Source organism: Methylobacterium sp. J-077 (assembly GCF_022829365.1).
Lineage (GTDB): Bacteria > Pseudomonadota > Alphaproteobacteria > Rhizobiales > Beijerinckiaceae > Methylobacterium.
Genome location: NZ_JAKSYJ010000017.1, coordinates 1 through 26,180 on the forward strand (window position 1 = coordinate 1; position 26,180 = coordinate 26,180).

The window sequence follows — 26,180 nt, forward strand, 5'->3', positions numbered from 1 at the left end:
GGGCCGCTGCGGCGAACGCTGCGCACCAAGCCCGCGATCACGACGCCATCAAGCAGCACGTCGTAGCTGCCGGGTGCCAGTTGCTCCACGGTGTAGGTCACTGGTGTTCCTTGTTCTTGCGGAAACCCGCGAAGAAGCGGGTCAGGCTGTCTAGGTCGGCGCCGTCTGAAGGCTCCGTCCCTGGCGCTGGCACTGACCGGCCATCCTTGTATGCGATCTCGTGCATCACGTGGGTTAGCAGCGGTGGCCACTCTACACCGTAATCCTGCAGAAGCCGTGCGGCCTTCGCCAGTGCAACGGTCTGCTCCGCAGGCACTACCCCACCGGTGATCAGCGCGTCGAGCGCGCGATCTGAGAGCGCGGTGCAAAGGCGCAGGACCTCGAAAAGCCGCTCGGGGGAGGCGGGTTCGGCGGTCATGCCGGATCCTTGCGGCGCAGCTTCACGCCGGGCTCGCCACCATTGGTGAACTCGACGCCGGCTTCACGGAAGGCGGCTTCCAGAGCGTGGATCGTCGCCGACTTCGTGGACAGGAGCGGACCGTCCAGCTTCTCTAGCCGCTTCACAGTCTCAACCGAGACTCCCGCTTTTTCAGCGACGGTCGATTGCTCCCACCGGATCAGGGCCCGGGCAGCGCGCAGCTGTTCAGCCGTCAGCAAAATACACCTCAGAGGTATTGCGATGCCTCTCAGGTGTTGACACCCCAGACGGCTCGTATTACACCCTGAGTGTATCAGACGCCGCCTCGGGGGCCAAGCCTGTGTCGCACCGCACCGTCTCTTGGAACAATCTGTCCCGCAGCCTGCACGACAGCCGCCCGGCCATCACCCCCAGCCTGCTTTCCGCCAAGGCCCGCATCGACATGACGGTGCGCACCTCGCGCCGCCCGCTGTTCGCCGCCGGTCAGTTCGACCGCGGCGCCATCATGTCGGCCGCCGCTTCCGCCGCCCGCGCCCATCAGGAGCGGTTCGGCGGCACCTGGGGCGAGGCCATGTCGGTCTGCCTCACTGCCGCGTGGCGCGCCGCGAAGATGGCCGCCACATGGCCGCGCACTGAGGGGAGGGCGTCATGAACCACGCTGTCCCTCTCGTCCTGCGCTCGCCGACCCAGCGCCTCGCTCACGCCCGTCAGGATCACGCGACCTGCCTCGTGCTGGCTGCCTCCTACCGGGCCCGCCTCATCTGTGCCGACGGCGATGCCACCGACCTGCGCGAGCGCCACGCCTGGGCCATCGACCACGCCCGGACGCTCCGCGCCCGCTTCCCCGGCGTCCTGAGCGCCCCGCGGGCCTGATCGGCCCCGACCGACCCCCACCCCCTTCACCACCGACCCCCACCCCCTTCACCACCGACCCACCGCCACGAGCCCTCACCGGAGCCCGAACGATGACGCACGCCCGCATCCAAAATTTTAGCGATTCCGTCCCAGTCCGCGGCCCGGCCGCCACCGGCACCGCCCGCCGCCGGATCCCGGTCGACCCCCGCTACCTGAACCTGCCGAACGAGCCGGTCCCGGGCGAGATCGAGCCCTGGCAGGCCGTCACTCCGGTTCGCCCCGACACCGCGCACAGCCGGTCCCTCCGCTTCCTCGACACCGCCGGCGAGCTGCTGGCCGCGGCCTTCATCATCGGTGGCGGCATGATGCTGACCGGCTTCGCCTCTCTCCTCTGACCCGACCCGCAACCTGCCGCGGGCCAGGAGCTCGCGGACCTCATCCGGAGAACCGGCCTACAAGGATGCGCAGGCTCGCTTCTCGCGGGCAGAGCGGGGCGCCAAGGTGCGAGGGAAGGACATCTGGGCCGCTTCCGAGGGCGTCTGGGCCGAGCCCGGCGTGCGCGAGGCCATCAGTCAGTTCGAGAGCATTGGCGCCGAGCTCGACCCGATCTGCCACAAGATCTGGCACACCCCGGCGCGGACGCCCCTCGGGCTGGCGGTGAAGGCACGCGCCTCGCTCGTGATGGCCTTCACCTGCGGGGAGTATGAGGCGGGGCAGACGCTCGGCGACGGCGAGGACCTGCCCTACAAGCCGGCCCGCTACCTGATCGAGGCCTGCTGCGCCTTCGCGGGCGTGAACTGGAAGGGCGAGTTGCTCGACGGCAGCACACCCTTGAAGGCGAACCCGGGCAACCCGCCGCGGACCACTTACGGCATCGCCGAGCGGGTCGACTTCGCCCAAGCCACACTGGATGAACTGCGGGTGCTCCACGACAAGGCACGCGCCCTCTCGGACGTGGCCTATTCCATGTCCTGTCAGGGGGCATGCCAGTCCGGGGATCGCAGCCCCTTCGGCGATCACCACAACAGGGCCGGCCACCTGCTGCACTGGCTGGGCGACGCCCTGACCGACGTGGAGAGCGCGGCCGCGGACGAGCTGCAGCGCCGGCGGCTGGATAGCCAGGACGACCGCAGGGAACGTCTCGCGTCGATCGCCGAGCGGGTCATCCTCAATGGGGACACGGACGAGACCGCGTTCTTCATTGGACAGCTCACGGCCTGCCTCGCTGATCAGGTGCGGCGCTGATCGGCGCCCGCCACCCCTTCCGTAGCCGTGCGTACCGCCCCGGCCGGGTCAGCCGGGCCACCCCTTCATCACATCCGAGACCCGACATCATGGGCGACGTGCTCACCTTCATCCTACGTCCGAAACCAGTTGCTCCGGAGGTCCTGGAGCCGCTGACCGGGCCAGCACTCCGCGCCAGCCTGGAGGAGGCCGCCCAGGTCGCTCTCGACGCCGCGGATCGGATCATTGCCGTGCTCGACCGCATGGATGGCGACACCGACCTTGAGGACGGCGCCGACGTCGAGCCGTCCCTGGCGGCGCCCGAAAACCACATCGGCAGCCAGGTCACATGGCTGCGCGGCAACGACCAGGACCGCGAGGCAGAGGCGCCTGAGACAGCCTTGGGAGAGATCGAGCTACAGCCGGCGGCCGAGATCCTGCCCTGGCGCGGGCGTGGGAACGTCATCGCGGCCGTTGGTGTGGCGCTGCTTGAAATGGTTGGGAGTCGCTGATGCCGATCTCGCTTCCGATCCAGTCTAGACACGTCGCGGCCGTCCAGCGCCTGTCCTGGCCTGATCTGGCCCGGCTCACGGTCTTGCTGCTGCGGGTACGATGGCTCAGCCGACGGTTGGTGGCGGCCCATCCTCGAATGGGCGATAGAGAAGCCAACTCACAGCATGGACACCAATCCTCCAAAATGACAGATGATGAGCACTACGAACTGGTTCGGCACTATACTGAGACCGCGACTAAAGTTCTCGGGCAGTTTAGCCGCGAAAACGATAGGACGGCAGCCATCGTCATTGGCTCATTCCTTGATGATTTTCTCCTGCTCGCACTTAAGAGCCGGCTAGTCGACAGCCCCGAGCTGGACAACTATTTTAAACCAGACGGCGCGTGCGGCTCAATGGGGGCAAAGTGCAGGCTAGGATTATTGCTTGGACTGTATACCCGACCGTTTTATAAAGACCTTCGGAGAATGGGTGATATCAGAAACATATTTGCCCATAATATCGATATCGATAGTTTCAATCACGATAGAGTAAAAAATATATGCGGTAATCTGACGATCGTTAAATCGAATGTGTGGCTTGATGGTCAGGATCCGCCTTGGCAGCCTATAAATCATTATTTTAATTGGGGGCGTACTGCAGAAAAGTATCAAAGAGAAACCAGGGAACCCAAATGGATTTATTTCAATTCTTGGAATATTTTGAGCCAATGGCTTCTAAATGCAGCAGCTAACCCCAGCAGGCCTGTCTTCCAGGAAGATCCAGATACGATATCACCACGCGCCTCGTCATAGGCGTGGGCGTAGGTGCCGCTGGTGCTGCGGCAGGAGGGCCAGCAGGCATCGTCGCGCGGATCATCCCCTGACGTTGACTTAACCGTGCCGCCCGGCCGACATGGACCGTTCCGGCTGGACCCGCCCCGGCGAGTCGCGGCCACATCAGGAGAGCAACCGCTGCGGATCTGAGACCCTGAAAAGCCAACAGCCCCTTCCCGGCAAGGAAGAGGCTGCTGAAAACCGAGGGCCTGTGAGGCCGGACTCATCTCCCCTCACAAGCCATGAGACCCCCCGGGGTGTCAAGACGGAACCTGTTTCCGTCAACGGGAAGGCTTTGCCTGGACCCTAGCCGCGGCCCGAGAGGGACCGGGTTCGATGTTTCACGCCACCATGCGGTCGGCGATCGAGGGCGCGCGGACACTCGCGCAGCTCGACGACCTGTCGCGCGCCATCTGGCAGGCTCACGTCGCCCAGACCGTTTCCGATGTCGAGGCACAAGGTCTCGCTGAGACGCTACACACCCGTAGGGCTGCGATACGGGAGGCCGTGGCGCCCGTCGGTATTCCGCTCGGCCGTGTGACGCTGTTCCCGCCCAAGAGCCTCCAGCGGCCTCCTGAGCGATCCGTGGCCATCGAGCGCCGCCGACGGTTGGCCTGCTCTGGCCCGATGCCGCCCGCGCTCGGATCTCGGTTCACCACCGGGCAGCTCGCGGTCCTGCGCATCGTCGGCGACGAGGTCGCCAGGAACGGAGCCTGCGCGCTGTGTATCGACGCCATCGCGGCGCGGGCCGGTGTGTGCCGGCGCCTGGCTCAGGTCGCGATCCGTCTGGCCGAGGGCGATGGGCTGCTGACCATCCAGGAGCGGCGCCACCAGGGCCGGAAGTCGGACCCGAACGTGGTCCGCATCATCAGCCGGGAGTGGCTGCAATGGCTCCGGCGGGGCGGGCGATCCACGGCCCCGGCTCTTCTCAGCGGCACAGGGTGCAAACCGATTCACCCCACGGATAGGAGAGATCCACAGAGGCAGGTTGTGGACGCGGAACCGAAAGAAGGCTGCCGAGGGGCAGCGGTCGACCTCGACCGATCAGGCCGTTCGAGAATCCGCGCGAGTAGTGGCCTGGGTTGAGCTATGCGGTGATGGTCTGCCGCCGTTCGGCAGAGCGGACATCGCAGACTTCGAGCTCAACTCAGGGAGACCGCACCTCAATGGCAGTCGCTGTGACGGCGCAGGAGATCCTGGCGCACCCTCGGTTCGCCGAGGCGCGGGCAGCCCACGTCAGTGCGGTCGTCGAGCTGTTCAAAGCCGACCCTCTCGCCATGCGGATGATGGCCGACGCGGGGATCATCATCCTTCGCGGCTTCATCGTCGGCTTCCATTTCGCCTTCGACCCGGAGGACCGAAACACCTGGGCTACGCCCGGCAATGTGCGGCGCATACTGGTCGAGCGTGGCTTGGCGAGCCCTCGAAGGGTCGACGATCTCCTGGCTCGATTCCGCCAAGCCGGCTACCTCGAAGCCGCTCTCGCGCCCGACGATCGACGCGTTACCATCCTCGTTCCAACGGCGCGGGTGATCGCTCATGACCGTCACCACCTCGCAGCGTATCACCGCTTCCTGCTCGACCTATTCCCAGGGCGCGGCTACGAGTGGGCACTGGACCAGGACGAGCGCACCCATCGTCTCATCCGCCTATCAGGCCTACGCGATCTGCCGCGAGCGCTCTCTGTCTTGGGGCATGACGCGATCCGGCTCTTTCTAGGACGTGACGCCGGCTACCTCGCGCTGTTGTTGGTGATCCAGGCCAGCTTGTCCGACGCCGAACACCTGACCTGGACGTCCATGTCCAACGATCTGAGCGTCGCTCGCTCACACCTGCGAACGCTGTTCTCTGAAGCCGAGCGAGCGGGCTACGTCCGTTTGCGCACTGGCCACGGTGGGCCCGTGGAGATCTTGCCGCCACTCTGGACAGCCTACGACCAGTTCCTGGCTGAGATCGAGGCTGACCAGGACACCATCGCCCAGGCCACCTTCGCCAGATCCTAGTGGTGGGGCTGGATCACAGGCCTCTTGCCCCAAGCTCAAGGGTACCCGCTGCTGGGGTTATCGGCGAGCTATGTGTGGTGTTTCCGCCACGGCAAATGCGGTACAGAATTGCACGCAAATATAGCCATTTCGGAGTCAAGCAGCTTTAGCCAAACATCCCGACCGATCGGATCAATCGAAGTCTGAGAAACAGTTGCCTTCGAATTGCCGGCACTTAGCCGGTCTCAGCAGTATCGATGGCGAACGGGAGGGCGGGCAAGTGACGACTACGAAGCGCATCGGCATACCCGCTCGTGTTCATCGACCGAAAACCGCACGTGAGGACCGGTGTCCGCTACGTCCAAAGCCTGCGGATCGGATCGTCCGCTGGATCGGCGCGGGCAAACGGCGGCCGTCGGAACAGGCCGAGGAGGCTGATGCTGAGGTATCCGAACTTCGCATCGTGCGGCTGAGCTGGGCCGATACGTTCGGACGTCCAGCTCGGCCTGCCATCCCGGTGCTTGGACACACTGACGTCCCCGATTTGCAGGTGTTGCAGTTCCGGCGTCGGCCAGAGGTGGAGCGTACACTGCCCTTGCCGCACCGGACAAACGGTCAACCGCCAGTGCCAGTCTTGCGCTGATCAGCGCGAGCACCCGGAACGCCGAGACCGATGGCCTTAGCGAGGGCAGAGCGCTGCTCAGCGTAGCTCGGCGCGACCATCGGGTAGTCGGCCGGCAGTCCATAGCGCTCGCGGTAGCGCTGAGGGCTCAGGCCGTTGGCGGTCAGATGCCGCTTCAGCGTCTTGTAGGTCTTCCCGTCGAGGAAGCTGACGATCCCGTCCTGCCGGACCGACTTGCGGATCTGCGCCGAGCTCAGTCGCTCGATCCCCGCCTCAGGTGCATCTAAACCACTTGGTACGCTACCAGAAGTAAGCGTTGCGATAGCATCATGCACGCTTCGGATGAGGTTCGGAAGCTCAGAGATCGGAACCGAGTTGTTTGAGACGTATGCAGCAACGATCTCGCCGGTCAGTTCGATGAAGCCAGGTGCACCACCGGTATTTTCTTCTGTCACTTTATTCCTGCCTTAACCCTATCATCCGCGCAGGGATGCCGCATGTGTTGGGTTAAGCACGAAGGTCTTAGTCAGATCAAGGTAGTTCGGTATCAGAGGCGCTTTTGGGGTCGGTGCGGCGGGGGAACTGGACACCGCAAGCGCCGGCCCATGGCCACGGATTTTAAGGCGTCTCGGTGGAGTTGTCCGTTGCCATACCATCGCGGCGATCGAACAGGTTGCCTAACCCGGTTCCTGCACGCGAGCACGTCGGTCGCCGTAGCTTCGCAATGGGATTGAGGCCTTACACCTGCAGCGGTTCCCCCCGGGCCAGGACGCCCACAATCTCCAGTTTCGTCTTAGGCGGGACGTTCAACGCCACGGCCTCCAACGCCTCATCCGATGTCACCGCCAGCACCGCAAAGTCCCGCATCGCCTCGTCCTTCTGCGACACGGCCACGAGGTAGGCATGGCGCTTCGGCGAATGCTGCATGGGGCTGGATTACGGGTGGAGTACCGCCACGTCATTGGGGAATGAGCCCACGCCACAGATTTCTGCACCACACTCACGCCGCGATCAGCGAGCGTCCTGAGGACAATGGTGGAAGGCGGCCCGCCGGATATCGAGCCGCTAGGAGTACGTCGCGTGCTGAACACCTTGCTGGCCCTACTGGCCGTCGTTGTCGTCATGCTTGCCCATGGCGTCGCCAGGCTCGTGCTGCTGCCGTTCCGGGTGGTGCGCAGCCTGTTTCGGCACACCCCCAAGCGCGCCCGGGTGACGGCCGGCTAACCCAACTGCTGCATGATGCCCCTGGGCCACGTTGCGTATCGGCCCGCTGCTGGTGAGGTCGGATGCTCCCCCGCCCCGTGAGCAGATCGGGGCGGGGCCGAGCGCCCGGCGCCGGCCATGGGGATGCTGCCATGCCGATCAGCCGGGAGACGGTGCTGTCCGACGACGCGCTGGACGGGCTGGCACGTGAACTGTTCGCCGAGGTGCGGGCCCAACACCCCCAGAAGCCGCCGCGCAGGCCCACAGGTGACGCTGCCGGTGATGTCGGGGTCGATCTACTCGATTGGCTGACTGATGCCGGTGACGACGCTGGTGGTGGGGAAGACGGGAACTGAGCCGGCCGATACTCAGCAATCGGCCATGCGCAACTGAGCGTGGCTGTGCGCGTTCATGCGGAAGCGGCGCCGTTTGGCGCCTGAGGCTTCCGTCATGCTCCTGATCGCACTGCTCGTTGCCGGCACGTTCATGCTCGCCGGCTCGTTCTCGCTCGTCGCCGCCCTGGCGGACTAGGCGCCCCTGGGAACTCCCTCACTCCCCAAGCCTTGGCTCCACATAATACCAGGGAGGCCAGCATGGGTTCGGACGTGGATGCGGCGCGCGAAGCCTTCGGGACAGTGCCGCCAGGTCGGCCGATCGGTGAGGTGACGAAGCCTGATCCAGCGGCTGGCAGCAGTGGCCCCAACTCGCCGGGCAGCCCCGAGCCTGATGCCGGTGCAGGACCTGAGAGCGGCGGCTACGACAACCGGCCAGACCTCCCGAAGACCGACAACGCCAAGGGTGGCCACGGCGCCGGCTGACGGCCTTGGGCTGCTGACCCGCGGCTTCATTGGGTAGGCGGTGCCGCCGCGCTCGACAGTGCGGGGCGCATCTGGAATTTGTTCCAGATGCTCCACCCGAAGCCGGGCTACGGTCTTGTGGTCAACCGCGCATCGGCGCCCGGTCTCGCGGCCAGACCACTGCGTCCATTCCTCGTCCTGCAATCAGATCTGGTTGTCCGAAGCCTTATCGGGTTGTGGAGCCGCATCATTTCCGCTCACTTTCGCCAAGGCGGCTTCATCGTCGTTACTGGCAGCGCGCACGTAATCTTCGAGTGCGATTAGCCGTTGCAGATGAGGCAGCAGGAGTATGCGAAGCTGGCGTAGTCCTGCATCGCCGCGATGGATTGCGCTTTTGATATGGGCATGCGCCGGGTTGGCCCTCAGCGTCTCAGTTTCGGCGACAGGTGATGCCTCGACCAAAAAGGCCGCCTTTCCTTCGGTATCGACCTCGCCGCACACGGGCCCACACTCGAACTTAGACAGAAAGGGCGCCTGGCGCTTCTCCGGTTTATTCGCGGCCTGATCGCGAGCGCGATCTGCGATGATTGTAATGTCGATGTGCCGCTCCCGATCAACGCTGTAGCCGCGCGACTTCAGGTCGGTCAGGCTTATGGCCGAGGCCACGACCTTGCCGTTGTCAATGTGCTCGGGGTTGAAGTTGAGCCGGAGGAGCCATTCCTCATGAGGAACGGCCGCAAAGGGCTCAGACGCCTCGCCGACGCTCATCCGCGACCTGTGCAGGTGCGGTTCAGGCGCGCAGGACGGCGATCAAATCAGCTGGCAGGGGCTGGCCAAGCTCGGCCTCGTCATCGGCGAACTCAACACCGCCCGGCGTCCGGCCATAATACGAGTAGCGCCCTGTTCCAGTGAAACCGAGATCCAGCGCCAAGTGTGGCGTGTCCCAGTAAAAGTTGATCTCACCGTCATTCGCGAGGCTGATGTAAGGCTGCGCGATGTCGCCAAGTGCGTGCAGGTCGCGCGCAAAGGCAACGGCCTGCTTCACCGTTTCCAAGGTGGGCCCAATGCTCTCAGGACCATCCCAGCCTGCGTCGTAAGCCCCGAGTGCACGGATACGCTTGACGGTCATAGGCTCGTCGCACAGGGCGACGGGTGGCCGCGTCTCAAGGGCAGTGTCCTCGTACCGGTGGGTGTCGTAGCCCGCAAGCGCCGGCAGAGTCGTCGTAAGCAAGGCAGAGAGAGCCACAACCGGCACAAAGCGGCGGTCGAGCGCGAATACACCGGCGGCCATCGGGCCGATCGGTGCCGCCGTTCCTGTCGCCAGATGTGCCGCAGTCATGCTGTTTGCCTCGACCTCAGGCCGATCCGCTCGCTCATCGAGTCGATCAGGAGATCATCTAAGATGCGCTTGTTGCCATCATGTAAGGCGTCCATCAACCCAGACAACGTGTCGAGGCCAGTCCCTTTATGGGGCATGAAGGTGGCTAGCTCATCAGGCAGCTGTGTTACGCGCAGGATCTGTGTGTGAGCCACGGTGACCGCGGTACGCATCTCGCCAGCCACGTTGGCGAGCCCCGCATCGAGGTTCACTTGGTTCAGCACTTCACGGCCGGGATAGGTCCCTGCGTCGAACCATCCAGTGTGGCAATGCCATCGTGAGCCGGATCGAAAAGCGCTGTTATGGAGGTACGAAGAGGATGTTTTGAGTAATGCTGATGCTTCATAGGCAGATAGGTCGCCATCATAGATAAACTGGTCGACCCAACGCATTCCGATCCCGGTTAGAAACGACGATGTACCAACAATTTTTGCGAATATCTTGGATATGTGGTTCTTTTGCTCTGGCCATATATCTGACCAAACAGAATATTTGAGACAAGATAGCGCCACAGACTCCTGGCCAATCAAGATGTTTTGATTTATTGTTCCATCTACATCTAGCTTGATTAATCTAATGCCAGCTGCCTTGTTTAGTTCAGGGGATGATAATTCCGGCGGTTTTTGGTCTTGATGTGTGAAATGAACTTTTATTGTATTAAGCACTTCATGCGTTGGAAAGTCGGCCTTCAACTCATCCTTGAGCGCAATCAGACCCGGCATTGCCTCTTCAAGCGGCGGAGAGAACTCGAAAAAGACCATTTCTTCCAAGATCGCATGAGCGTCGTGGATAGGCCGGAACAGGTTCTCGGGCGAGGGCGATGGCATCAGGTGGTTTCGAGCTCTGCGCAGTCCTGCTGGGCACACCAGCAAAGATCGGTGGACAACGCCTTAAACCCCCTTGTCGGTGGGATGGGAAGAGCGGGGATGCCCTCTCTTGGTCAAGGCGTAAATGCCGGCGCTTGGCGACCGCCTCAGCGCTGCAGGGCCTCGATCCACGCCTTCACAGGATCCACAACGAAGACCACGTCCGTGCCCAGCCTTGCACGGGCATGTCGGGGTCATCGGGTCGGGCCGCCATCAGCGTAACAACGTAGGCGACTTCGTGCGGTTTGCACTTGTCCAGGGCCTGGCGCTCACGTCCCGGCTTGCTGCCGCGCTCTGGTTGCCGGTCGTACCCCTCGCGCACGCAGCTGTGCCACGCCTTCTCCATGGCCGGCAGGTCGCCCAGCTCGGCCGTCAGGGCCGAGGCCGGTCCAGCGCTGACGAGGGCCACGAGGAAGGCCAGGCCCTGGAGCTGTGCCGCCCGGCTATTCACCGGACGTGCTGCCCGACATGGCGAAGGCCATGTCGCTCATGGCGTTATGCAGCTCATTCCTGGCCATACTATCCGCCAAGGCCACGAGGCTGACGAGCATCAGCCCGACGAGAACAAGGCGGCGGATGTTGAGCATGGGGATGAGCATGGGAGCGCCTCAAGGAGACGCTCGGACCTTAGCTGAGCCGTAAGGCGCCGGCTGCTACGCCTTAGGCACAGTGGTACGGAAAGCGAACGCGAGGCGCTCGGGCTCGCCTTACTCGCAGACCCGAACGCGCCGGATGTGCTCGACCCCGTAGGGATCGATGAACCCGCGCCGCTCGATGTGGCAGACCTCCTCGACATAGGCGGGCGGCGGTGCAGCGTAGACCGGCCGGTTGTTTGCCGAGGCGATCGCGGTGCCGGCGACCACGCCGCCAAGAACGCCGAGCGCTGCGGCCCCGCCGACGCCGATGCCGTCGCGTGCCTGGGCCGCCGGATGGGCGCCAAACAGGATGAGAGCGGTCAAGGCGGCCGTGCCGCCGGTCCGCAGGAGAGAGCCACGCATCGCAGACCTCGTGAGCGTGAACGGCCCCGCGCGCGTCGGCGCGCAGGGCCGTAATCCACCGGACCCCCCGGTGCGGCCGCTGATGAGCGGCCACGGTTAGGGTGCGACGGGTCGGTTAACGAAGCCCTTCGGCTTCCCCTCAGTAACCCCGGGGCGGTGGCGGGGGCGGTGGCCTATCGTCATCGTCCGGCGGCGGGGGCCCGCGATGGCGCGGCGGGGGCGGCCCGTCGTCATCGTCGAAGTCGCGCGGGGGCGGCCCGCGGCGATGTGGCGGGGGCGGCGGCCTGTCGTCGTCGAAGTCGTCGCCCGGCGGCGGCCGGAAGCGCTCGCGGGGCGGCGGGGGCCGGTCGTAGTCCTCGCCGGGCGGCGGGGGTGGTCGCCGATCATCATATGGTTGCGCCGAAGCCCCGGCCGCCGCGAGGACGAGCAGGGCGGCGCCGGTGAAGAGTGCTCGCATGTGGTCTCCGTGACACGGACCCGCAGAGGGCATGCGAGCACATGAACGACCGGTGATCTTCACGGTTACATCCGAGATACGGATGCCTGCAGTCAGGCATAAGGCCCGCCGAACAAGTCCCCCATCGCCTTCCGCCGGAACAGCGTGCGCCGGCGCCGTCTCTGATGCTCCGGCCGGTCGTGGATCATGTGGCAGCGCTGGCAGAACGCCGCGAGGTTGGCATCCGCGTTGTTGGCCGTGTCGTGATCCCGGTGGGCTGCTGCCAGAACGACGTGTGTTCGGCGGGCACGGCCGAGGATGTCGGTGCCCGACCTGACCCGGATCCGGTGGCCCCACCCATCGCGCCAGCGGCTCGCTTCGGCATCCCACCAGCGCCCGTCACCAAGATGGTAGATCATCTGTCCGTGCGGCCGCCCGCAGCTTTCGCAGCGCCCCTGCGCCCGGCCGAAGCGGATCGCCATCGACAACTCGCGCCAGTCGATCGGGTAGAAGAAGCGGTGCTCGGGCCGGATCGGCATAGCGGGGGCCTGCGGCACCTATGGTGAAGAAAGCGTAGCAGTGATGCTCCTTGCTCTGTGCGCCCAATTTGAGCCGAAGCCGGGCGCAGCGAGGCTGACGGGGGCCTCAAAATGCAGAAAGGGCTACCGCCTCCTAACGTGGAGGAAGCAGCCCCTTTGGTGAATTGGTTCAGTGCGGCCCTGGAAGACCTGAACGCCTCAGGCAGCCCGCACGGTCGCCAGAAAGCGTCCGACCTCGGCGGCGAGGTGCTCGGACTGGCGTGAGAGTTCGGAGGCCGCCCCGAGCACCTGGCTCGCTGCTGCACCCGTCTCCTCGGCGGCGCCAGCCACGCCCGAGATGTTGCTCGTCACCTCGCCAGTGCCCATCGCGGCCTGGCTGACGTTGCGCACGATCTCCTGGGTGGCCGCCCCCTGCTGCTCGACGGCGGCTGCGATCGATGTCGCCACGCCGCTGATCTCACGGATCCGTCCGGTGATGCCGCCGATCGATGTGACGGCTTGGCCGGTGGAAGCCTGGATCCGGGCGATCTGACCCGAGATCTCACTCGTGGCCTTGGCGGTCTGCTCGGCGAGTGCCTTCACCTCGGAGGCGACGACGGCGAAGCCCTTGCCAGCGGCGCCTGCCCGTGCGGCCTCGATCGTGGCATTGAGCGCCAGCAGGTTGGTCTGTCCGGCGATCGAGGAGATCAGCCCGACCACATCGCCGATGCGCGCCACGGCGCTGCTCAGCTCCTGCACCAGGGCACCCGTTTGATCGGCTTCGCCGACGGCTAAGCGTGCCAGCTCCGCTGAACCGCTGACCTGCCGACCGATCTCCTGGACGGACGAGCCCAGCTCTTCGGCGGCCGCCGCCACCGTGTTGACGTTGCTGGCCGCCTCCTCGGCCGCAGCTGCGACCGTAGTCGACTGACTGGCCGTCTCAGTCGCGGTGGCGGTCATCGTCTGCGCAGTGGCCTGCAGTTCAGTGGCCGAGGACGACACCATGCCGATGATCCCGCCGACCGCTGCCTCGAACCCGTCGGCCATCTGGCGCATTCCCATCTTGCGCTGCTCCTCGGCAGCCAAGCGGGCTTCCGCAGTCTCCTCTTCCAGCGCCTTCATGCGGATCAGGCCATCTTTGAAGATCTGAACTGCCGATGCCATCGCGCCGATCTCATCGCGGCGTTCCGCGCCTGGTACCTCCCGGCTTAGATCTCCTGCGGCGAGATTGGTCATGAATGCCGTCATGGCGCGTAGCGGCCGCACTACGCTACGGCTTATGAGCGTAGCGAAAAGACCGATCATCGCGGCGACGATGGATGCACCTCCTAGTAGACGCATCAGGGTCGGGCGCATCTGCGCCGCCGTGTCGTCCGCGTAGATGCCCGATCCGATGATCCACCCCCACGGCGCGAAACCCTTCACGTAGGAGATCTTCGCCACGGGCTGATCCAAGCCCGGCTTCGGCCACAGGTATGGGACGAACCCTGCCCCCGACTGTTTCACCCGCTCGACCACATCTACGAACAGGTGCTTGCCAGCCGGGTCGACGATCCCAGCGATGTCCTTGCCGACTAGGTCGGCCTTGGGATGCAACACCATGCGCGGGTGCATGTCCTGGATCCAGAAATATTCGCTGCCCGCATAGTGCAGGCCCCGAACCGCCGCCACGGCCGCTTGCTGGGCGGCATCACGGCTCATCCGGCCGGCGCGCTCCTCGCCCTCAAAGTACGCGAGTACCCCCTGTGCCGTTTCTACGAGGTCACGGGTCTTCAGCTCACGCGCATCGGTGATGGTTGCGGACATGTCCCAGGCCGCCAAGCCAACCAGCGTGGCCATCCCGCCCAACGCGATCAAGGTAACAGTTTGGATGCGGGTACCGATATGGAAGACCATGAGGTTCTACTTTAAGTTTATATTAAACAGGTCAGCAAGCCGCCGTGGTGCAAGTCGGCAGCCTACCGCACGCGGACGGCGAGCTTCATTTTCGGATGGACGCCGCACAGGACGGTGAAATCGCCCTCCTTCGGGAAGGTGATGACGGCTCGGGCGCCGGGCTCAATGTCACCGGAGTCGAAGGCGAACTCATCGTCCTCGATGTAGGCGTGGTGGACGAAATTACCGTCGTCATTGACGATGGTGATGTGCTCGCCGGTGTGCAGGGCGACGTCCCGCGGTCCGAACTGCTTGCCCTTCTGCGATATGAGGTGATCCGCGTCTGGCAAGCTGGCGATGGCGCTACTGGCTACGGCCAGGGAAGCCATGGCACACAATACGAGTGTCTGAAACAATCTCTGGTTGATATAGAGCATCTGCACCACCACAGATCGGTGACCCGTGGGATGGATACTGAATGCAGCTCGTTAAGGTTGGCCGAAAATCTTCCACGTCTTCAATGCGATAACGAGGATGTGATCCAATGAGGCTCATGCGGTAGACAACGGTGAAGCAGCTGGACACGTTGCAAGACGAGCTGCCCACACCCTCAGTGCGTGTGGTATGATACCCTCATGCTACCGTGCGACTTACCGTACCGGTGCCGGCAGTTACCGCGCCTTGCCGCACGCTGCCGTCCCTCAGCCGTATACAGCCGTCTTCCCACCGCCTCAGCATCACCGTTAAACCGAAGCCGATCGAAGCAAGGCGCATCAGGCCGAAGCCGCGCCGACGCTCTCGGACGTTCGTAGCTGTTCGGGAAGGCTCGGAGATGTTCTCTACACACCTGTGCACCCCAGTGCGGATCGGCTCGCCCGGCACGGCCCGTGACTACGGGTGCCTTGGTCTGTAGGGAACACGACCCCATTTCCGCGCCCCTGCCGCTCCCGGGTTCAACACCGCTTCGGACCGCATCACGCCCCTCTTCGGGCCGCCGCGGTGATCGACTACGAGACCACGAACGCCCTCGTGCCGACCCGGAAATAACAGCCGGACCGTCGCTCTCGGTCTGCTTCCTCGCCCGCCACCGCCTCGACGGCCGCGATGACGTTCTCCAGTTCGGCAACCTGGCGCAAGGCGCTTCCGGCTGGCAGGCCATCATGCTCAGTCATCGCCATGATGAGCGTGCGCTGGTGCGCCTTCAGGCGTTCGAGGAGGGCGTTGAGCTTGTCCGGCATGGGCGGGCTGTAGACGGCCGATGGTAGTCTCGCAACGCGACCTTTCCTCAGCCCCGACGCCGCTCGTGAGACGCCACAACGCGACGGCGACCCGTCGAGCCTCATAGGATCGCCGGAGCGGTGTTCCGAGGTCGCCCTGACCTTCAGGGGCATAGGCGTAGATCAGAACGCCATCCGGTCCGTAGTTTCGGCGCATCTCGGCTCGCCAGAGACCGTCCGCTGCTGCCAGCGCGCTCTCCGTGATCGCGAGGCGGCCGAGGTCCGGCGAGATGGAGGGCTGGGCGCTCATGCCCCTCAACGCGCCGATCTTGCGGTAGGTTCGCGAGACCATCTCGACAACCTCAGGGGGGCATGCCTACCTGTGCAGTATGCGCTACGCCCTCGCCTTGCTGGCCTTCGGTTTCCCTGGGGTCGCATTCGGGCAAGGCCACGCATCCACCAACGATGAGATCTCACGGGCACTGGGCGGCAACAGTTGGTATCCCCCGGCGTCCCGTCCGAGATCGCCCGGCGATCCCGCGAACAAGGGCGGACCCAGCCCCCAGGTACGGCCACCATCAACTACTACCCGGACAGATGCCGAGAACGCTTTCTGGAAAGCGAAGGAAGCCGTCCGGAAATATGCCGCGGCTCAAGGTAAGACGCCCGAGCAGTTTGATCGGCGCATAAACTCAGATCCTGAGAAAATCGAGAGCTTCGCCTACGCAGCTATAAGATCCGGCGGCGATCCCTACAGCGCGATCAAGTCACTGGAGGGGTTTTCGAGAGCGCTTGAAAACCCACTGAAGCGTAAGTTGGTCCAATGTCTCGGGGTTAAACTGACCGATGATCCTCGGCTGGAGGGTCCGGCTCCTTCGCCAGCAGAATGTGCGGCCGTCAAACGGCAACTCAACTTACCGGAATGATCCTAGCTATGCGCTATGCCCTCGCTGCCGTCGTGTTGCTCTCGCAGGTTGTGCCGACAATCGCGGCCGGACGCATCCCCTACGGTTCGCGCGCTGGGATGGAAGTGACCGTCACGGGCATCGAGGGGATCGGCACCAGCCGAGCCGTGATCTACGTTCGACACACGCGCGAGAACGCCAAGGAGTTCTGCACCGAGTACGAGCAGAACAACTCGGATGAATGCGTGCAGCAGACGCTCCGCGAGGTGCGGATCAACGACGATCTGCGAGGCAACTGCCAGACCGGGAAGTTCACCACGCTCTACGGTGATCAGCTACGGTTCGCCGGACCCAATCGCCGCAACGGCGACGGGCCGAAGTTCGTCATCATCGGCGCCAGCGGACCGCTCGATGCCAGTACGGCTTCGGGCTACTACACCGCCCTCTCCCAATTCAACGCCTTATGCCCAGGCCGAGCGGGTACTGATCCCTGAGAAGGGTCGTCAGGCGAACACGCTGGAGGCGTAGCGCAGGTCATGCCGTCGCCGAACTTCTGGGCAGCGCCCGCAAGGTTGGGAAGAACCTTGGGGGCTGCGCTCGGCGCCGGGGCGGCGTTTGAAGTCGGGGCTGCTGTCGGTTCTTGGGCGCGCACGGTCGGCAACCAAGTGCGGGCATGGTTGGCGCGACCGCCCTCTTCACCGGGACCGAACCGCTCACTCTCCCTGACGCCGATGATCGCGTCTTCGAGCGACGGGTTGTTTTTCAGGATCGCCCCGCCGCGCTGCGTCCGGCCGGTATCGTAGATCGGGTCGCCCGGCTTCGCATTGTGCTCCGCGATCCTACCGGGTGCCGACCTACGAGATGCCGATCCCAGTGCACATGGCGTGGTGTTCGAGCGTCGCCGCAACCGACGAGGAGATGGCGGAGTTCGAGGCTGAAGCCGCTGTTCAGAACAACGCTGCCTGAGGAGGTGGTCATACATGCCACCCAGATCGACCGCATGTGGTTTCGGGCTCACCCAGATCGTGAGTACCGCCTCCGCCGCCAGACGCTTGCCGAGGTGCAGCATTGGGCTTTCCAGCCCGGTCCGGGCTACGCCCCTTGGTGCATCATCCGGCGCGCAGACGGTGTGATGGAGGCGTTCGCCCTTCGGGTCGGCGAGACGTGCGATGACCACGACCTGGAGCTTGAGCAGTTTTTCGACCACCTGCGGGATGCTGCATGAGTGCCGCCCCCACGCCCGAGGTCGTCACCGCCGCTTCCATCATCGCGCTCGTCCAAGGCATAGAGCGGGTCGGATCCGGCGCCCCAGCCGCCATCGCCTTCAAGGGCGCGCTCCGCCGCAAGGGCATCGAGGCCGACCATGCCGGTGGTCTCGCCGACCCGAAGGGCGAACGCCGACGCCAGGACGATAGTTGTCCGTGCGGCCTGGGCAGATCTACTCCCCGGTCCCGGCGGGCGAGTACGCGCATGACGCCCCGCGAGTGCACTGCCTTCAACGCGGGCATCCCGGTAGCTCACGAGATAGAGGCTGATCTATTCTTCGCTAAGCGCTCGCCTAATCTCAACCGTGCTCGGCTTCTGGACCGCGGCCATTCTTATCTCCGAACCCCACGAGGACGCTTGGGCTCGGCCAACGGGGGCTGGCTTCGACCCGTCGGCGGGACTGATGGCCCCGTTCTGAGCGAGCGCCATCATACCGGCCAGAAGAACCAAGCCGGTCGTGACGCTGGCGAGGATCGGCGTGAGGTGCCGCGCGTGCTCGCGCAACTCGTAGATCGCCGCACATCCGAAGGTGAAGGCGGAGGCCAGCAGGACCGCGAACGCATGCTCGGTCATGACATAGCCCACCGTCCCGAAGCCCATCCCGTTCACAGGTGCGCGTATGAGAATGCGCAATCCTTCGGCCCGAGCACCTCCCGGTCACCGAGAAGGCTACGCCCGGACGCGATGATCTGGACCGTCTGGCGGCTGTCACACGCTGTTCGCGCCATGACCTCCAGATCCCGCAGGTACGAAATCAGCAACTCATGCGGAACTTCATCTGTGTTAAGAGCATCGCCTACTTTTGACGAAACGTTGCGCTCAAGCTCGGCCCAGAAATTTACCGGAATTTCCATTTGATGGGTCATGGATGACACTCGATTTGAAGGTACAGATCCTCTTTGACCATCTACCATTTACGAACTTTATCTAATGTTGGGTTTGGATCGTTTTGATGGACAGCTTCACCGCCCGCGACATCGCGGCCTTCAATGCCGGTATCCGTGCCGCCCGCGAGGCTGCGCTGATCGTCGCCGTCACCTTGGAGACCCGCGAGGGCGCGACGTGCGTCCGGGACCGTGCCGCTATCCAGGCGTTGCGCGGCTTCGCTGACGGTCTTGATGCCCTGGTGCTCGGCCGGGAGGCAGGCCCGATGCAGCGCGTCTTCGCGACGATCCAGGCGGATGGCAGCGGCAGCGGCACCATCGAGTGCCCCATCTGCAAGGGCCGGTTGGCTTGGGCTCGGGACAGCAGCAACGGTCATCTGTCCGGTCAATGTGAGACGGACGATTGCCTTCAATGGATGCAGTAACAGCGCGAAACATGGATGCCTGCAACGAGGGATGCCGTAAAAGCGTAGATACTGCTTCACGGTTTCCATGGTATGAGGACGGTGAATAGGTAGCGATATGAGAGACTTGAACGCTCGCCTCCAGAAACTCGAGAGCGCCATCCGCCCCCCGCAGCACCGCAAGGTGCGCCAGTTCGCGATCCAGGGGCCGAAGAACCTACCGGAGGGCGCCGCCGAAGCCTTCCTCCGGGAATGTGGTCACGACCTAAAGGCCGAGGACCACAACATCATCCGGATCATGGTCGCGGCCGACCGGGATCTGCCGCTGAAGGACATCACGGCGAGGTGCTGCCGATAATGCCCACGCCTGTTTCTCTCCTGCTTTTACAGGGCCACGAAGCGGCCCGAGGTTGAGCCATGCCGAGCGAAGAAACACAGTTCGGTGCTGGTCGCAGCGGCAATCCAGCCGGCAGGCCGAAGGGGGCTCGCAACCGTGCGACGCAGGCTGTTGAGGCGTTGCTGGACGGTGAGGCCGAAGCCCTGACCCGCAAGGCGATCGAGATGGCGCTGGACGGCGACGGTCCGGCGATGCGGCTTTGCCTCGACCGATTGTGCCCGCCTCGGAAGGACAAGACGATCACGTTCACCTTACCGGAGATCGAGACGGCGGCCGACCTGACCAAGGCGACCCGCGCGCTGCTGGAGGGCGTAGCGAACGGTGAGATCACACCGAGTGAGGCAGCCGAACTGTCGAAGCTGGTCGAGGCCCACACGAAGGCGATCGAGGCCGTAGATCTCGCGACGCGGCTGAGCGCGCTGGAGCAGGCCGCAGGAGGCAAGCGATGATCCCGAGGCTCGTGGACAGGCTGACCCGGCTGGAGACCGCCAAGGCCCCGCCCTCGCAAGGCAAGCACCTCGCCTTCCGGGTCGCGGCGCCACGGGGAATGTCGGTGGGCGAGATTGTCACGTTCCTCCGTGAGCGTGGCCACGCGATCCACGAGGACGACAGCGTGCTCGTCATGAACCTCGCCGCCAACGAGCATGACGGCTGTGCGCTGCTTCGGGACCTGAGCCCGGCTCTAGTGACGGAGGATGATCGCGCCCGAGCCGGAAAAGCCGACTGGCCGGTCGGCGCCGGGTCGTCCTTCACGTTCAAATTGGACAGCCCCGGAGGCGCCCGATGATCTCGGATCTGATGAAGCGCCTTGCGCGCCTCGAAGCAGGGCAGGCAGCGGAAGCCGCCGTACCCATGCCGCCCGAGTTGGTGGAGACGAACCTGTACGCCGTCGCCATCGCCCTCGGCGGGTATCCTCGGCCGCCCGAACCAGCGCCCTCCTACCGGCAGGACAGCATCAGCGACGGGTTCGCCCGCGGCCTCGGTTACATTGACCGCGACGACATGAAGGCCCGCTGCATCGCCGATCCTGATGACTGGCAGAGGCGGATTGAGGCGGCCCACGCGGCACTGGTCGAGAAGTACGTCCAGAACCCATCGGCACGGGGGATCGGCAAAGGTCCCATGTTCCAGATGATGGTTGGCACCTTGGATGAGATCGCGCACGCCAAGGCGGCGCGGCTGCCGGGCACACCGCATCACTGGCCGTCCGAGCACCCGAAGTTCGACCGGGCCGAGGCCAGCATCCACCGGGCGCTCACCTTCTTCGGGATGTCGGAAGGAGTCCCGGCATGACCGCGAACCTGCTGACCCGCCTCGCCCGTCTGGAGGCTACCCAGACCGCGCCGGTCGCGCTGGAGACCTCGTTCAGCCCGGCGTTGCGCCTGGTACGTCTCCTGCTCGCCGTCTACCTCGGGGATCTCCGTCCAGGTGAAGATGTGGCCGCGGGCGAGGCGCGAGCGCTCGGTTTCCGGACGGCGGGCGTGATGCACGCCGCTATGGTCGCGGAGCGCACCGCCGTGATCGGTTGGGGCTCGCAGCACAACAGTGCGGTGATGCGGATGCTGACGCCGTTCGGGGGCGGATCCGCGTCCGAGATGTTGGCCAACCACGAGGCGCTTACCGCCCTGTTGACGACGCTGCCCGAGACGTTCGCGGATCACCGCGACGCCGACCCAGATCAGGTTAGCGCGGCGGCAGAATGGGTGAGCCTATGATTTCGACATCTCTCGAAAAGCGCCTCGCCGCTCTGGAGGCAACCCGCGCCGCCGCGCCCATCAGGCTCACGCCCGAGGAGCGCAAGGAAGCCGCCCGCCAGTACGAGGCGACGTCGCGCGAGGACGATCCGTGTTCGCCGGAGGCCGAGGCATACTTCGCGACCGCGACCGTGCATCAACTCGCATCCGACTACGACGCGATGCTGAAGGGCGCTCCCGCGCCGTGGGAGTGACCGCCATGAACGTCACCAGCCTGCGCCAGCGGTTGGAGAAGCTGGAGGCCCTGGGCGCGTCGAGCACGGCGCCGCAGCCCCTACACCCGATCGCCAAGCTGCTTGATGTCCTGGTGGCCTACCATCTCGGGGGTCTTGCTGGGAGTGACAGCATCGCGACCGGGATGGCGCGCGGCCTGGGCTACGATAGCCCTCAAATCTTCAGGGCGGCGCTTCTCGCAGGATCGGAAAGCCCGGCCGGTGAAGACCTGAACGCTCGGCGGCGGGACGCCAAGGTACGCCTGTTCGCCCTCAAAGGGGCAGTTCCGGATTGCGACGGGCCGACGTTCGGCGGTGTGGTTGAGGCGCTGTTCTACGAGATGCCTGAAGAGGTCCAGCACCACTCGTTCTTGTCACCGGACAATCGGTTTCCTGAAGCCGTCTATGATTTTTTGCTCTGAGAGCTGAGGGTCGCGGGGACCTGTGCGGCAACGACATCGAAGCCGCTGAGCGGCGTCAGCTCGGGACAATGCATCATTGCAGATGTCAACAATAGACAAGAAAATTCCTCGCCATGATGCATTGCCTTTTCAATCATAGCGGAAGAGTGTGTTGTCCTTCCAAAAGACATGTGCATTGTGGATCAAGACGCAGAGACCCTCGACGCCCAGCCCGTCGATTTCATTGAACTGACCGCCGACATCGTCTCGGCCGACGTGTCGAAAAACGCCGTCCGGCCCGGTGACATGCCGGAGCTACTCGCCAGTGTGCATGCTGCGATTGCCGGGCTGAGCCAGGGCAGCGCCACCGCGGCCCCGGCGACCGAGAAACTGACCCCATCCCAGATCCGGAAGTCGATCACCCCCGACGCGCTGATCTCCTTCATCGACGGCAAACCGTACAAGACCCTGAAGCGTCACCTGACCGGCAACGGCATGACGATCGAGCAGTACCGGGAGCGCTACGGTCTGCCGCGCGACTACCCGTCCACGGCCGCCAGCTACTCCGAGCAGCGCTCGGCCCTCGCCAAGAGCCTAGGGCTCGGCCAACAACGCAAGAAGGCAGCTTCGAAGGCTTCGGAACACGCAGCGACCATCTCCGACAAGCCGAAGAGCGCTGCCGGGCGGCCGCGGAAGGCCAAGGAAGCCGCTGAGGCCTAAGGAGAGACCGTAGATCCGGCTTCGACTTCGATCTTTTGACGACACCCATACAGATCAGCGGGCGTAGGAACGACCTGCCCGCTGATCTCATCAGATCCGGTTGGCACCTTCAGGAGGATCGCCATGGGTCTGACCGCCTTTCTGTTCTTCGTCGTCCCGTGGATGGCACTCGCCTTCTGGCTGTTCCGCCTCCCGAGCGCCCTTCGCCTCGGCACCCCGGCTACACCCTGGCGCGCGCTGACGGATTATCCCGACCCGGTTCGAGATCAGCGGCACGAGCAAAATCCCTACAACTCTGACAGCAACGACGGATCCGGTAAGCTGGGCGGCGATAAGCACAGCCCGCTGATCAATCCCTGAGGATGTCCCACGCCATGAAAGTCGGCGCGGCTTTCGACCGGTGTGCGCGGTGAAATATTATTATTTTGCCGCGCTCAATACGGAATTAGTCCAAGTGTTACTTCTAGATATTTAATTTTCAGACGGATTATTCAAAAGGCGTCAAATTTAGTTTTATGATCCAGGCCATGTGTAATGTTGCCGCGTCATCGTCTTTTGCCGACCTTGGCACTGCCTGCGCCGACCTCCCGTTTCTTCCGACCCGTGGGGACGGAGCAGGCGTTCAATCTGGAGCGCCCGGCATGACATACCGCGTCAGGATTGATCGCATCGGAAAAGCCGGGGTGCCGCGGAGCGCCCTACGGATCTACGATGCAAGGGATGAGGCCGACGCTGCTACGATCGCGGCCTACGAGATCGACAGCAGCAAGCCTGGCCGGCCTCGTGTCGCCACCGTAACCGATCCAACTGGGCGCATGGTGTTCACCTACTCCGGTTGTGCCAGTGCGGCGTCAACATGACTGGCCAAGAGCGCGAGGATTGGGCGCTCCACGACCGAGAAGCCAAGGCCCTCATCAGCGTGATGCTTACGTTCCAGGTCGCATTCCTGGCTGTCACGATGCTCTGGCAGTGAAGCTCGCTGCTGTAGCCTTACCCCCTGATAACTCCAGCTCTACAAGAACCCACTCCCGCTGTGATCCTTGAAGGCGTTCGCCCGCCGCATGTAGCCAACGACCGTCTTGGGATCCCGGTGGCGGGATTGATCCATGATCCGGGTGAGGTCGGCCCCACGCTCGGCCGCGCTGGTAATGTAGCCGGCCCGCAGCGAGTGCGCCCCGAAGGTCGAGGCATCGAGGCCGGCTGCGGTGCAGTAGCTTTGCAGAATGTTGGCGACGGATCGGTCTGTGAGCCGAGGGTGGCCAACTTGGCCACCCTTCGCCGCACTCTCTTGAGGCTGGGGAAATTCCCCAGCCTTTGGTCCAGTGGAAGGGTGCGCAAGTTGCGCACCCCTAACTCGGCCTGACCGAGACACCGGACGGAATACCGGCCCCTCCGTGATGCCGGCGGCCGTCAGCCATTCCCGCACGAGCGCGACGGGCCGGACGAAGCGGCCGTGAGGGATGGCGACCTCGGCGCCCTTCCCCTCTTGGTCCGTCTTGGCCTTGCGGATCAGCACCCGCAGGCCTGCCGGATCCTCGCGCAGGTCCTCGACGTCGAGAGCGACTAGTTCCGATCGGCGGAGCGCGCCCGCGAAGCCCAGTGCCAATAAGGCCTGGTCCCGCTTGCCGGTGAGGGTATGTGGCGTCTGCGCCAAGAGCATCTGCAGGATATCGACGGTGGCAGCGGCCTTCTGGACCGGGGCGACCCCGATCTTGCGGCGCGCGCCCTTCAGGACCGCCCTCACCGCTTCGTCGTCGGTGGGATCCGGGGCCTTCGCCAGCCGGTGGGCGTACTTGATCGCCGCGAGACGCCGTCCGATGGTCGAGGCGGCCCGCCCGTCCTCGGCCTCGGCCACGATGAACGCGGCCACGGTTTCGGGTCTAGCAGGTACGGCTTCGAACCCATGCCGATCGCACCAGGCCTGAAAGACATTGGCGTCGGCCGTGTAGGCGCGGACCGTCGAGGCGGCCTTGCTCGCCCGCTGGTAGGTTTGGACGAGCGCCATGGCCGCAGCCGGCAACCCGCTGGTGTAGGCGGGCAGCACGGCCGGCAGGGTGTTGGGCGCGTCGTCGGTCATGGCGTCTTCGGCAGATGCGGTAGGCCGTACTGGTCCGCCTGCCTGTTCAGCATCTCGCGGACCACCTTCTCGGGATACCCCTGCGCCACCAGCTCGTCGCGGACCTTGAGCAGCTTGGCATAGGCGTCCTCGGCATAGGTCCGGGCGAACCATTCCAGGCCGCCCTTCATGGAGGCGGGGCCGGTTGGCGGCCAAGCGGGCGGCTTAGGCATCGCTCGCCTCCCCAACGTCCGGCAGGGTGTAGTCGTCGGCATCACAACCACGGCCGGCGCCCAACGCCGCCGCGAACATTTCGCCCATGATCTGATCAGCCCAGTCATTCGGCAGATCCATGTATCGGCTGGCGTGCCGGACGAGCCCGCACCAAGCCCGGCCGTCCTCGAACTCCGGAGCCGGGCACGGGCCTTCCTTGCCGGCGCCGACGTATTCGACCGCAAGGGCGCACGGCTCGACGGTGCAACAGTAGCCGCACCCATTGCATGTCGCGGCTTTGGGCGGTTTTACCGGCAAAAGCTGGCCCGAGGTTCCGTCTATCAGATGGATGGTCGCCATAGGTTGAACCTAACGGCGTAACTTCCGAGAAAAAACATTATCGGAAGCTACGCGGTGATCGGTGTGAACGCAAGCCGTATACCCTTACGTCAGCGATACCGCTTTACCGGCATGCAGGCATTGATATCAAGATGGGTAATTGATATTATTTTAAAAAATGATATCATTGTTCTCGATTAATATCAGGAGGTGACCCGATGGCCGAGACGACCGCATTCGCGCTTCGCATGCCCCCCGAGATCAAGGCCGCCGCCAAGGCCTTGACCAAAATCGGCTTCGACGAGCCCTCCGACCGCGGAGAGGGCTACATTAACAATGTCTGGCTCCACAGCATCAACGACGCCCTCTGCTACCTGCTAAAGACGGGCCTGAAGGGGACGCTGACCCACATTGACGCCGCTATCGCCGAATTCACCAACCGCGTCGCGATCAGCGGGGAGATGATGGCGTGGTTCCTCCAGAACCCGGCCGCCTCGAACATTTTGCCGCACAACCTGCCCGAGGACTCTCGCGCCCGTGCCGCGCTGCAGGAGATCATGAGCCCGGACGGCGTCGAGGATGAGGATTGGGTCGGCGGCATGAGCCGGCGCCAAGTAACCCATGACTATGCCGGGGAGCAGCAGCGGCTCTACGACTTGGTCGAAGCCAAGGGTGTCATTCAGAAGGCGCTGGCCGCCCAGGGCTAAGCATCCGCAGAGGGTGGCAAGCGGACCCAGACCCTCCGCCCCGAAGCGGACATTCCACCTCCGACCCAAAACAGGCGAGCGGCGCTGAACGTCCTACTGCTTCGCCTCGATCATCGATCGGATGCGCGCGGCCATCTCTTCGATCGGAAACGGTTTGGTTAGCACAGCCATCCCAGGAGCGAGATGGCCGTTGCCAAGGATCGCGT

The 26,180-nt window shown here is 64.2% G+C and carries 43 protein-coding genes; 24 read left to right on the forward strand and 19 right to left on the reverse strand.

The features are described 5' to 3' along the window. Positions 1-97: 97 nt before the first annotated feature. Together MKL11_RS00325 and MKL11_RS00330 are read right to left on the reverse strand one after the other, a co-directional pair. Positions 98-418, reverse strand: coding sequence for a hypothetical protein (locus MKL11_RS00325; protein ID WP_243939229.1), 321 nt, complete (start codon positions 416-418; stop codon positions 98-100). Beyond that, complete coding sequence (locus MKL11_RS00330) at positions 415-657, reverse strand: transcriptional regulator (protein WP_092047154.1); 243 nt, start codon at positions 655-657, stop codon at positions 415-417. Before MKL11_RS00330 ends, MKL11_RS00325 begins: the two co-directional genes overlap by 4 nt. Before the next feature lie 101 nt (positions 658-758). On the opposite strand from MKL11_RS00330, the gene MKL11_RS00335 reads away from it, so the two are divergent. The 8 genes from MKL11_RS00335 (at position 759) to MKL11_RS00370 (ending at position 5,827) form a co-directional block, all read left to right on the forward strand. Next, positions 759-1,070, forward strand: a complete 312-nt coding sequence (locus tag MKL11_RS00335; RefSeq protein ID WP_243939231.1) for a hypothetical protein — start codon at positions 759-761, stop codon at positions 1,068-1,070. After that, complete coding sequence (locus MKL11_RS00340) at positions 1,067-1,291, forward strand: hypothetical protein (RefSeq protein ID WP_243939233.1); 225 nt, start codon at positions 1,067-1,069, stop codon at positions 1,289-1,291. The genes MKL11_RS00335 and MKL11_RS00340 overlap by 4 nt, the downstream gene beginning before the upstream one ends. Positions 1,292-1,383: 92 nt before the next feature. After that, a complete protein-coding gene (locus MKL11_RS00345) occupies positions 1,384-1,668 on the forward strand; it encodes a hypothetical protein (protein ID WP_243939236.1) in 285 nt (94 codons plus the stop codon). A gap of 106 nt (positions 1,669-1,774) precedes the next feature. After that, complete coding sequence (locus tag MKL11_RS00350) at positions 1,775-2,518, forward strand: hypothetical protein (protein ID WP_243939237.1); 744 nt, start codon at positions 1,775-1,777, stop codon at positions 2,516-2,518. An 89-nt stretch (positions 2,519-2,607) separates the two neighbouring features. Further along, positions 2,608-3,009 carry a hypothetical protein gene (locus MKL11_RS00355; protein WP_243939239.1) on the forward strand — a complete coding sequence of 134 codons (402 nt, stop codon included), beginning with the start codon at positions 2,608-2,610 and terminating at the stop codon, positions 3,007-3,009. Next, positions 3,009-3,803, forward strand: coding sequence for a hypothetical protein (locus tag MKL11_RS00360; protein ID WP_243939241.1), 795 nt, complete (start codon positions 3,009-3,011; stop codon positions 3,801-3,803). Before MKL11_RS00355 ends, MKL11_RS00360 begins: the two co-directional genes overlap by 1 nt. 357 nt (positions 3,804-4,160) lie before the next feature. Then, positions 4,161-4,910 carry a hypothetical protein gene (locus tag MKL11_RS00365; RefSeq protein WP_243939243.1) on the forward strand — a complete coding sequence of 250 codons (750 nt, stop codon included), beginning with the start codon at positions 4,161-4,163 and terminating at the stop codon, positions 4,908-4,910. 80 nt (positions 4,911-4,990) lie between these two features. Next, complete coding sequence (locus tag MKL11_RS00370; protein ID WP_243939245.1) at positions 4,991-5,827, forward strand: hypothetical protein; 837 nt, start codon at positions 4,991-4,993, stop codon at positions 5,825-5,827. A gap of 594 nt (positions 5,828-6,421) precedes the next feature. Here MKL11_RS00370 and MKL11_RS00375 read toward each other — a convergent pair. Together MKL11_RS00375 and MKL11_RS00380 are read right to left on the reverse strand one after the other, a co-directional pair. Beyond that, the gene (locus MKL11_RS00375; protein ID WP_243939247.1) at positions 6,422-6,883 is read right to left on the reverse strand and encodes a MucR family transcriptional regulator; all 462 of its coding nucleotides are present in this window, start codon (positions 6,881-6,883) and stop codon (positions 6,422-6,424) included. A 283-nt stretch (positions 6,884-7,166) separates the two neighbouring features. After that, positions 7,167-7,355, reverse strand: a complete 189-nt coding sequence (locus tag MKL11_RS00380; RefSeq protein ID WP_243939249.1) for a hypothetical protein — start codon at positions 7,353-7,355, stop codon at positions 7,167-7,169. Positions 7,356-7,508: 153 nt separating this feature from the next. On the opposite strand from MKL11_RS00380, the gene MKL11_RS00385 reads away from it, so the two are divergent. From MKL11_RS00385 to MKL11_RS00395, 3 genes are all read left to right on the forward strand, one after another. Next, a complete protein-coding gene (locus MKL11_RS00385) occupies positions 7,509-7,652 on the forward strand; it encodes a hypothetical protein (protein WP_243939250.1) in 144 nt (47 codons plus the stop codon). 131 nt (positions 7,653-7,783) lie between these two features. Then, the gene (locus MKL11_RS00390; RefSeq protein WP_243939251.1) at positions 7,784-7,987 is read left to right on the forward strand and encodes a hypothetical protein; all 204 of its coding nucleotides are present in this window, start codon (positions 7,784-7,786) and stop codon (positions 7,985-7,987) included. A gap of 237 nt (positions 7,988-8,224) precedes the next feature. Continuing rightward, positions 8,225-8,449 (forward strand): hypothetical protein, encoded by a 225-nt coding sequence (locus MKL11_RS00395; protein WP_243939252.1) that lies wholly within the window; start codon positions 8,225-8,227, stop codon positions 8,447-8,449. A 183-nt stretch (positions 8,450-8,632) separates the two neighbouring features. Here MKL11_RS00395 and MKL11_RS00400 read toward each other — a convergent pair whose 3' ends face one another. The 10 genes from MKL11_RS00400 to MKL11_RS00445 form a co-directional block, all read right to left on the reverse strand. Next, positions 8,633-9,196 (reverse strand): hypothetical protein, encoded by a 564-nt coding sequence (locus MKL11_RS00400; protein ID WP_243939253.1) that lies wholly within the window; start codon positions 9,194-9,196, stop codon positions 8,633-8,635. A 22-nt stretch (positions 9,197-9,218) separates the two neighbouring features. After that, positions 9,219-9,767 carry a hypothetical protein gene (locus MKL11_RS00405; RefSeq protein WP_243939254.1) on the reverse strand — a complete coding sequence of 183 codons (549 nt, stop codon included), beginning with the start codon at positions 9,765-9,767 and terminating at the stop codon, positions 9,219-9,221. Then, positions 9,764-10,633, reverse strand: a complete 870-nt coding sequence (locus MKL11_RS00410; protein WP_243939255.1) for a TIGR04255 family protein — start codon at positions 10,631-10,633, stop codon at positions 9,764-9,766. Before MKL11_RS00410 ends, MKL11_RS00405 begins: the two co-directional genes overlap by 4 nt. A gap of 175 nt (positions 10,634-10,808) precedes the next feature. Beyond that, positions 10,809-11,123 (reverse strand): hypothetical protein, encoded by a 315-nt coding sequence (locus tag MKL11_RS00415; RefSeq protein ID WP_243939256.1) that lies wholly within the window; start codon positions 11,121-11,123, stop codon positions 10,809-10,811. Then, positions 11,116-11,271, reverse strand: coding sequence for a hypothetical protein (locus MKL11_RS00420; RefSeq protein ID WP_243939258.1), 156 nt, complete (start codon positions 11,269-11,271; stop codon positions 11,116-11,118). The genes MKL11_RS00415 and MKL11_RS00420 overlap by 8 nt, the downstream gene beginning before the upstream one ends. Before the next feature lie 108 nt (positions 11,272-11,379). Then, entirely contained in the window at positions 11,380-11,670 is a 291-nt protein-coding gene (locus MKL11_RS00425; protein ID WP_243939260.1) for a hypothetical protein, read from the reverse strand. 549 nt (positions 11,671-12,219) lie between these two features. Then, complete coding sequence (locus MKL11_RS00430) at positions 12,220-12,645, reverse strand: hypothetical protein (RefSeq protein ID WP_243939262.1); 426 nt, start codon at positions 12,643-12,645, stop codon at positions 12,220-12,222. A gap of 198 nt (positions 12,646-12,843) precedes the next feature. Next, a complete protein-coding gene (locus tag MKL11_RS00435) occupies positions 12,844-14,520 on the reverse strand; it encodes a methyl-accepting chemotaxis protein (RefSeq protein WP_243939264.1) in 1,677 nt (558 codons plus the stop codon). Between the two features lie 62 nt (positions 14,521-14,582). Continuing rightward, complete coding sequence (locus MKL11_RS00440) at positions 14,583-14,936, reverse strand: methylamine utilization protein (protein ID WP_243939301.1); 354 nt, start codon at positions 14,934-14,936, stop codon at positions 14,583-14,585. 570 nt (positions 14,937-15,506) lie between these two features. After that, on the reverse strand, positions 15,507-15,737 hold the full coding sequence (locus MKL11_RS00445; RefSeq protein WP_243939266.1) for a hypothetical protein: 231 nt from the start codon (positions 15,735-15,737) through the stop codon (positions 15,507-15,509). A gap of 913 nt (positions 15,738-16,650) precedes the next feature. On the opposite strand from MKL11_RS00445, the gene MKL11_RS00450 reads away from it, so the two are divergent. Further along, on the forward strand, positions 16,651-17,115 hold the full coding sequence (locus MKL11_RS00450; RefSeq protein ID WP_243939268.1) for a hypothetical protein: 465 nt from the start codon (positions 16,651-16,653) through the stop codon (positions 17,113-17,115). 476 nt (positions 17,116-17,591) lie between these two features. Continuing rightward, positions 17,592-17,846, forward strand: coding sequence for a hypothetical protein (locus tag MKL11_RS00455; protein ID WP_243939270.1), 255 nt, complete (start codon positions 17,592-17,594; stop codon positions 17,844-17,846). Positions 17,847-18,157: 311 nt separating this feature from the next. Here the strand turns inward: MKL11_RS00455 and MKL11_RS00460 are convergent, their stop codons facing one another. Next, entirely contained in the window at positions 18,158-18,460 is a 303-nt protein-coding gene (locus MKL11_RS00460) for a hypothetical protein (RefSeq protein ID WP_243939272.1), read from the reverse strand. Positions 18,461-18,492: 32 nt separating this feature from the next. Continuing rightward, positions 18,493-18,753 carry a hypothetical protein gene (locus MKL11_RS00465; protein ID WP_243939274.1) on the reverse strand — a complete coding sequence of 87 codons (261 nt, stop codon included), beginning with the start codon at positions 18,751-18,753 and terminating at the stop codon, positions 18,493-18,495. A gap of 86 nt (positions 18,754-18,839) precedes the next feature. On the opposite strand from MKL11_RS00465, the gene MKL11_RS00470 reads away from it, so the two are divergent. The 10 genes from MKL11_RS00470 to MKL11_RS00515 all read left to right on the forward strand — a co-directional run bounded on the left by MKL11_RS00470 (position 18,840) and on the right by MKL11_RS00515 (position 23,019). Continuing rightward, complete coding sequence (locus MKL11_RS00470; protein WP_243939276.1) at positions 18,840-19,196, forward strand: hypothetical protein; 357 nt, start codon at positions 18,840-18,842, stop codon at positions 19,194-19,196. 106 nt (positions 19,197-19,302) lie between these two features. Further along, complete coding sequence (locus MKL11_RS00475; protein WP_243939278.1) at positions 19,303-19,533, forward strand: hypothetical protein; 231 nt, start codon at positions 19,303-19,305, stop codon at positions 19,531-19,533. A 59-nt stretch (positions 19,534-19,592) separates the two neighbouring features. After that, the gene (locus tag MKL11_RS00480; protein WP_243939284.1) at positions 19,593-20,021 is read left to right on the forward strand and encodes a DUF5681 domain-containing protein; all 429 of its coding nucleotides are present in this window, start codon (positions 19,593-19,595) and stop codon (positions 20,019-20,021) included. Beyond that, positions 20,018-20,359 carry a hypothetical protein gene (locus MKL11_RS00485; RefSeq protein ID WP_243939286.1) on the forward strand — a complete coding sequence of 114 codons (342 nt, stop codon included), beginning with the start codon at positions 20,018-20,020 and terminating at the stop codon, positions 20,357-20,359. The genes MKL11_RS00480 and MKL11_RS00485 overlap by 4 nt, the downstream gene beginning before the upstream one ends. Continuing rightward, positions 20,356-20,865 carry a hypothetical protein gene (locus MKL11_RS00490; protein ID WP_243939288.1) on the forward strand — a complete coding sequence of 170 codons (510 nt, stop codon included), beginning with the start codon at positions 20,356-20,358 and terminating at the stop codon, positions 20,863-20,865. Before MKL11_RS00485 ends, MKL11_RS00490 begins: the two co-directional genes overlap by 4 nt. After that, positions 20,862-21,287, forward strand: a complete 426-nt coding sequence (locus MKL11_RS00495) for a hypothetical protein (protein WP_243939290.1) — start codon at positions 20,862-20,864, stop codon at positions 21,285-21,287. Before MKL11_RS00490 ends, MKL11_RS00495 begins: the two co-directional genes overlap by 4 nt. Further along, entirely contained in the window at positions 21,284-21,520 is a 237-nt protein-coding gene (locus MKL11_RS00500; RefSeq protein ID WP_243939291.1) for a hypothetical protein, read from the forward strand. The genes MKL11_RS00495 and MKL11_RS00500 overlap by 4 nt, the downstream gene beginning before the upstream one ends. A gap of 5 nt (positions 21,521-21,525) precedes the next feature. Next, positions 21,526-21,960, forward strand: a complete 435-nt coding sequence (locus MKL11_RS00505; protein WP_243939292.1) for a hypothetical protein — start codon at positions 21,526-21,528, stop codon at positions 21,958-21,960. A gap of 168 nt (positions 21,961-22,128) precedes the next feature. Next, complete coding sequence (locus MKL11_RS00510) at positions 22,129-22,659, forward strand: MucR family transcriptional regulator (RefSeq protein WP_243939293.1); 531 nt, start codon at positions 22,129-22,131, stop codon at positions 22,657-22,659. A gap of 123 nt (positions 22,660-22,782) precedes the next feature. Continuing rightward, positions 22,783-23,019: a hypothetical protein gene (locus MKL11_RS00515; protein WP_243939294.1), complete on the forward strand. Its 237-nt coding sequence runs from the start codon at positions 22,783-22,785 to the stop codon at positions 23,017-23,019. Positions 23,020-23,671: 652 nt separating this feature from the next. Here MKL11_RS00515 and MKL11_RS00520 read toward each other — a convergent pair. Genes MKL11_RS00520 through MKL11_RS00530 form a run of 3 tightly spaced genes read right to left on the reverse strand, consistent with a single transcriptional unit; the run spans position 23,672 to position 25,288 of the window. Then, entirely contained in the window at positions 23,672-24,736 is a 1,065-nt protein-coding gene (locus MKL11_RS00520) for a site-specific integrase (RefSeq protein WP_243939296.1), read from the reverse strand. Next, positions 24,733-24,948, reverse strand: coding sequence for a hypothetical protein (locus MKL11_RS00525; protein ID WP_243939298.1), 216 nt, complete (start codon positions 24,946-24,948; stop codon positions 24,733-24,735). Before MKL11_RS00525 ends, MKL11_RS00520 begins: the two co-directional genes overlap by 4 nt. Then, positions 24,941-25,288 carry a hypothetical protein gene (locus MKL11_RS00530; RefSeq protein ID WP_243939299.1) on the reverse strand — a complete coding sequence of 116 codons (348 nt, stop codon included), beginning with the start codon at positions 25,286-25,288 and terminating at the stop codon, positions 24,941-24,943. The genes MKL11_RS00525 and MKL11_RS00530 overlap by 8 nt, the downstream gene beginning before the upstream one ends. 197 nt (positions 25,289-25,485) lie before the next feature. Between MKL11_RS00530 and MKL11_RS00535 the strand changes: the two genes are divergently transcribed. Then, the gene (locus MKL11_RS00535; RefSeq protein WP_243939300.1) at positions 25,486-25,974 is read left to right on the forward strand and encodes a hypothetical protein; all 489 of its coding nucleotides are present in this window, start codon (positions 25,486-25,488) and stop codon (positions 25,972-25,974) included. Positions 25,975-26,180: the final 206 nt, after the last annotated feature.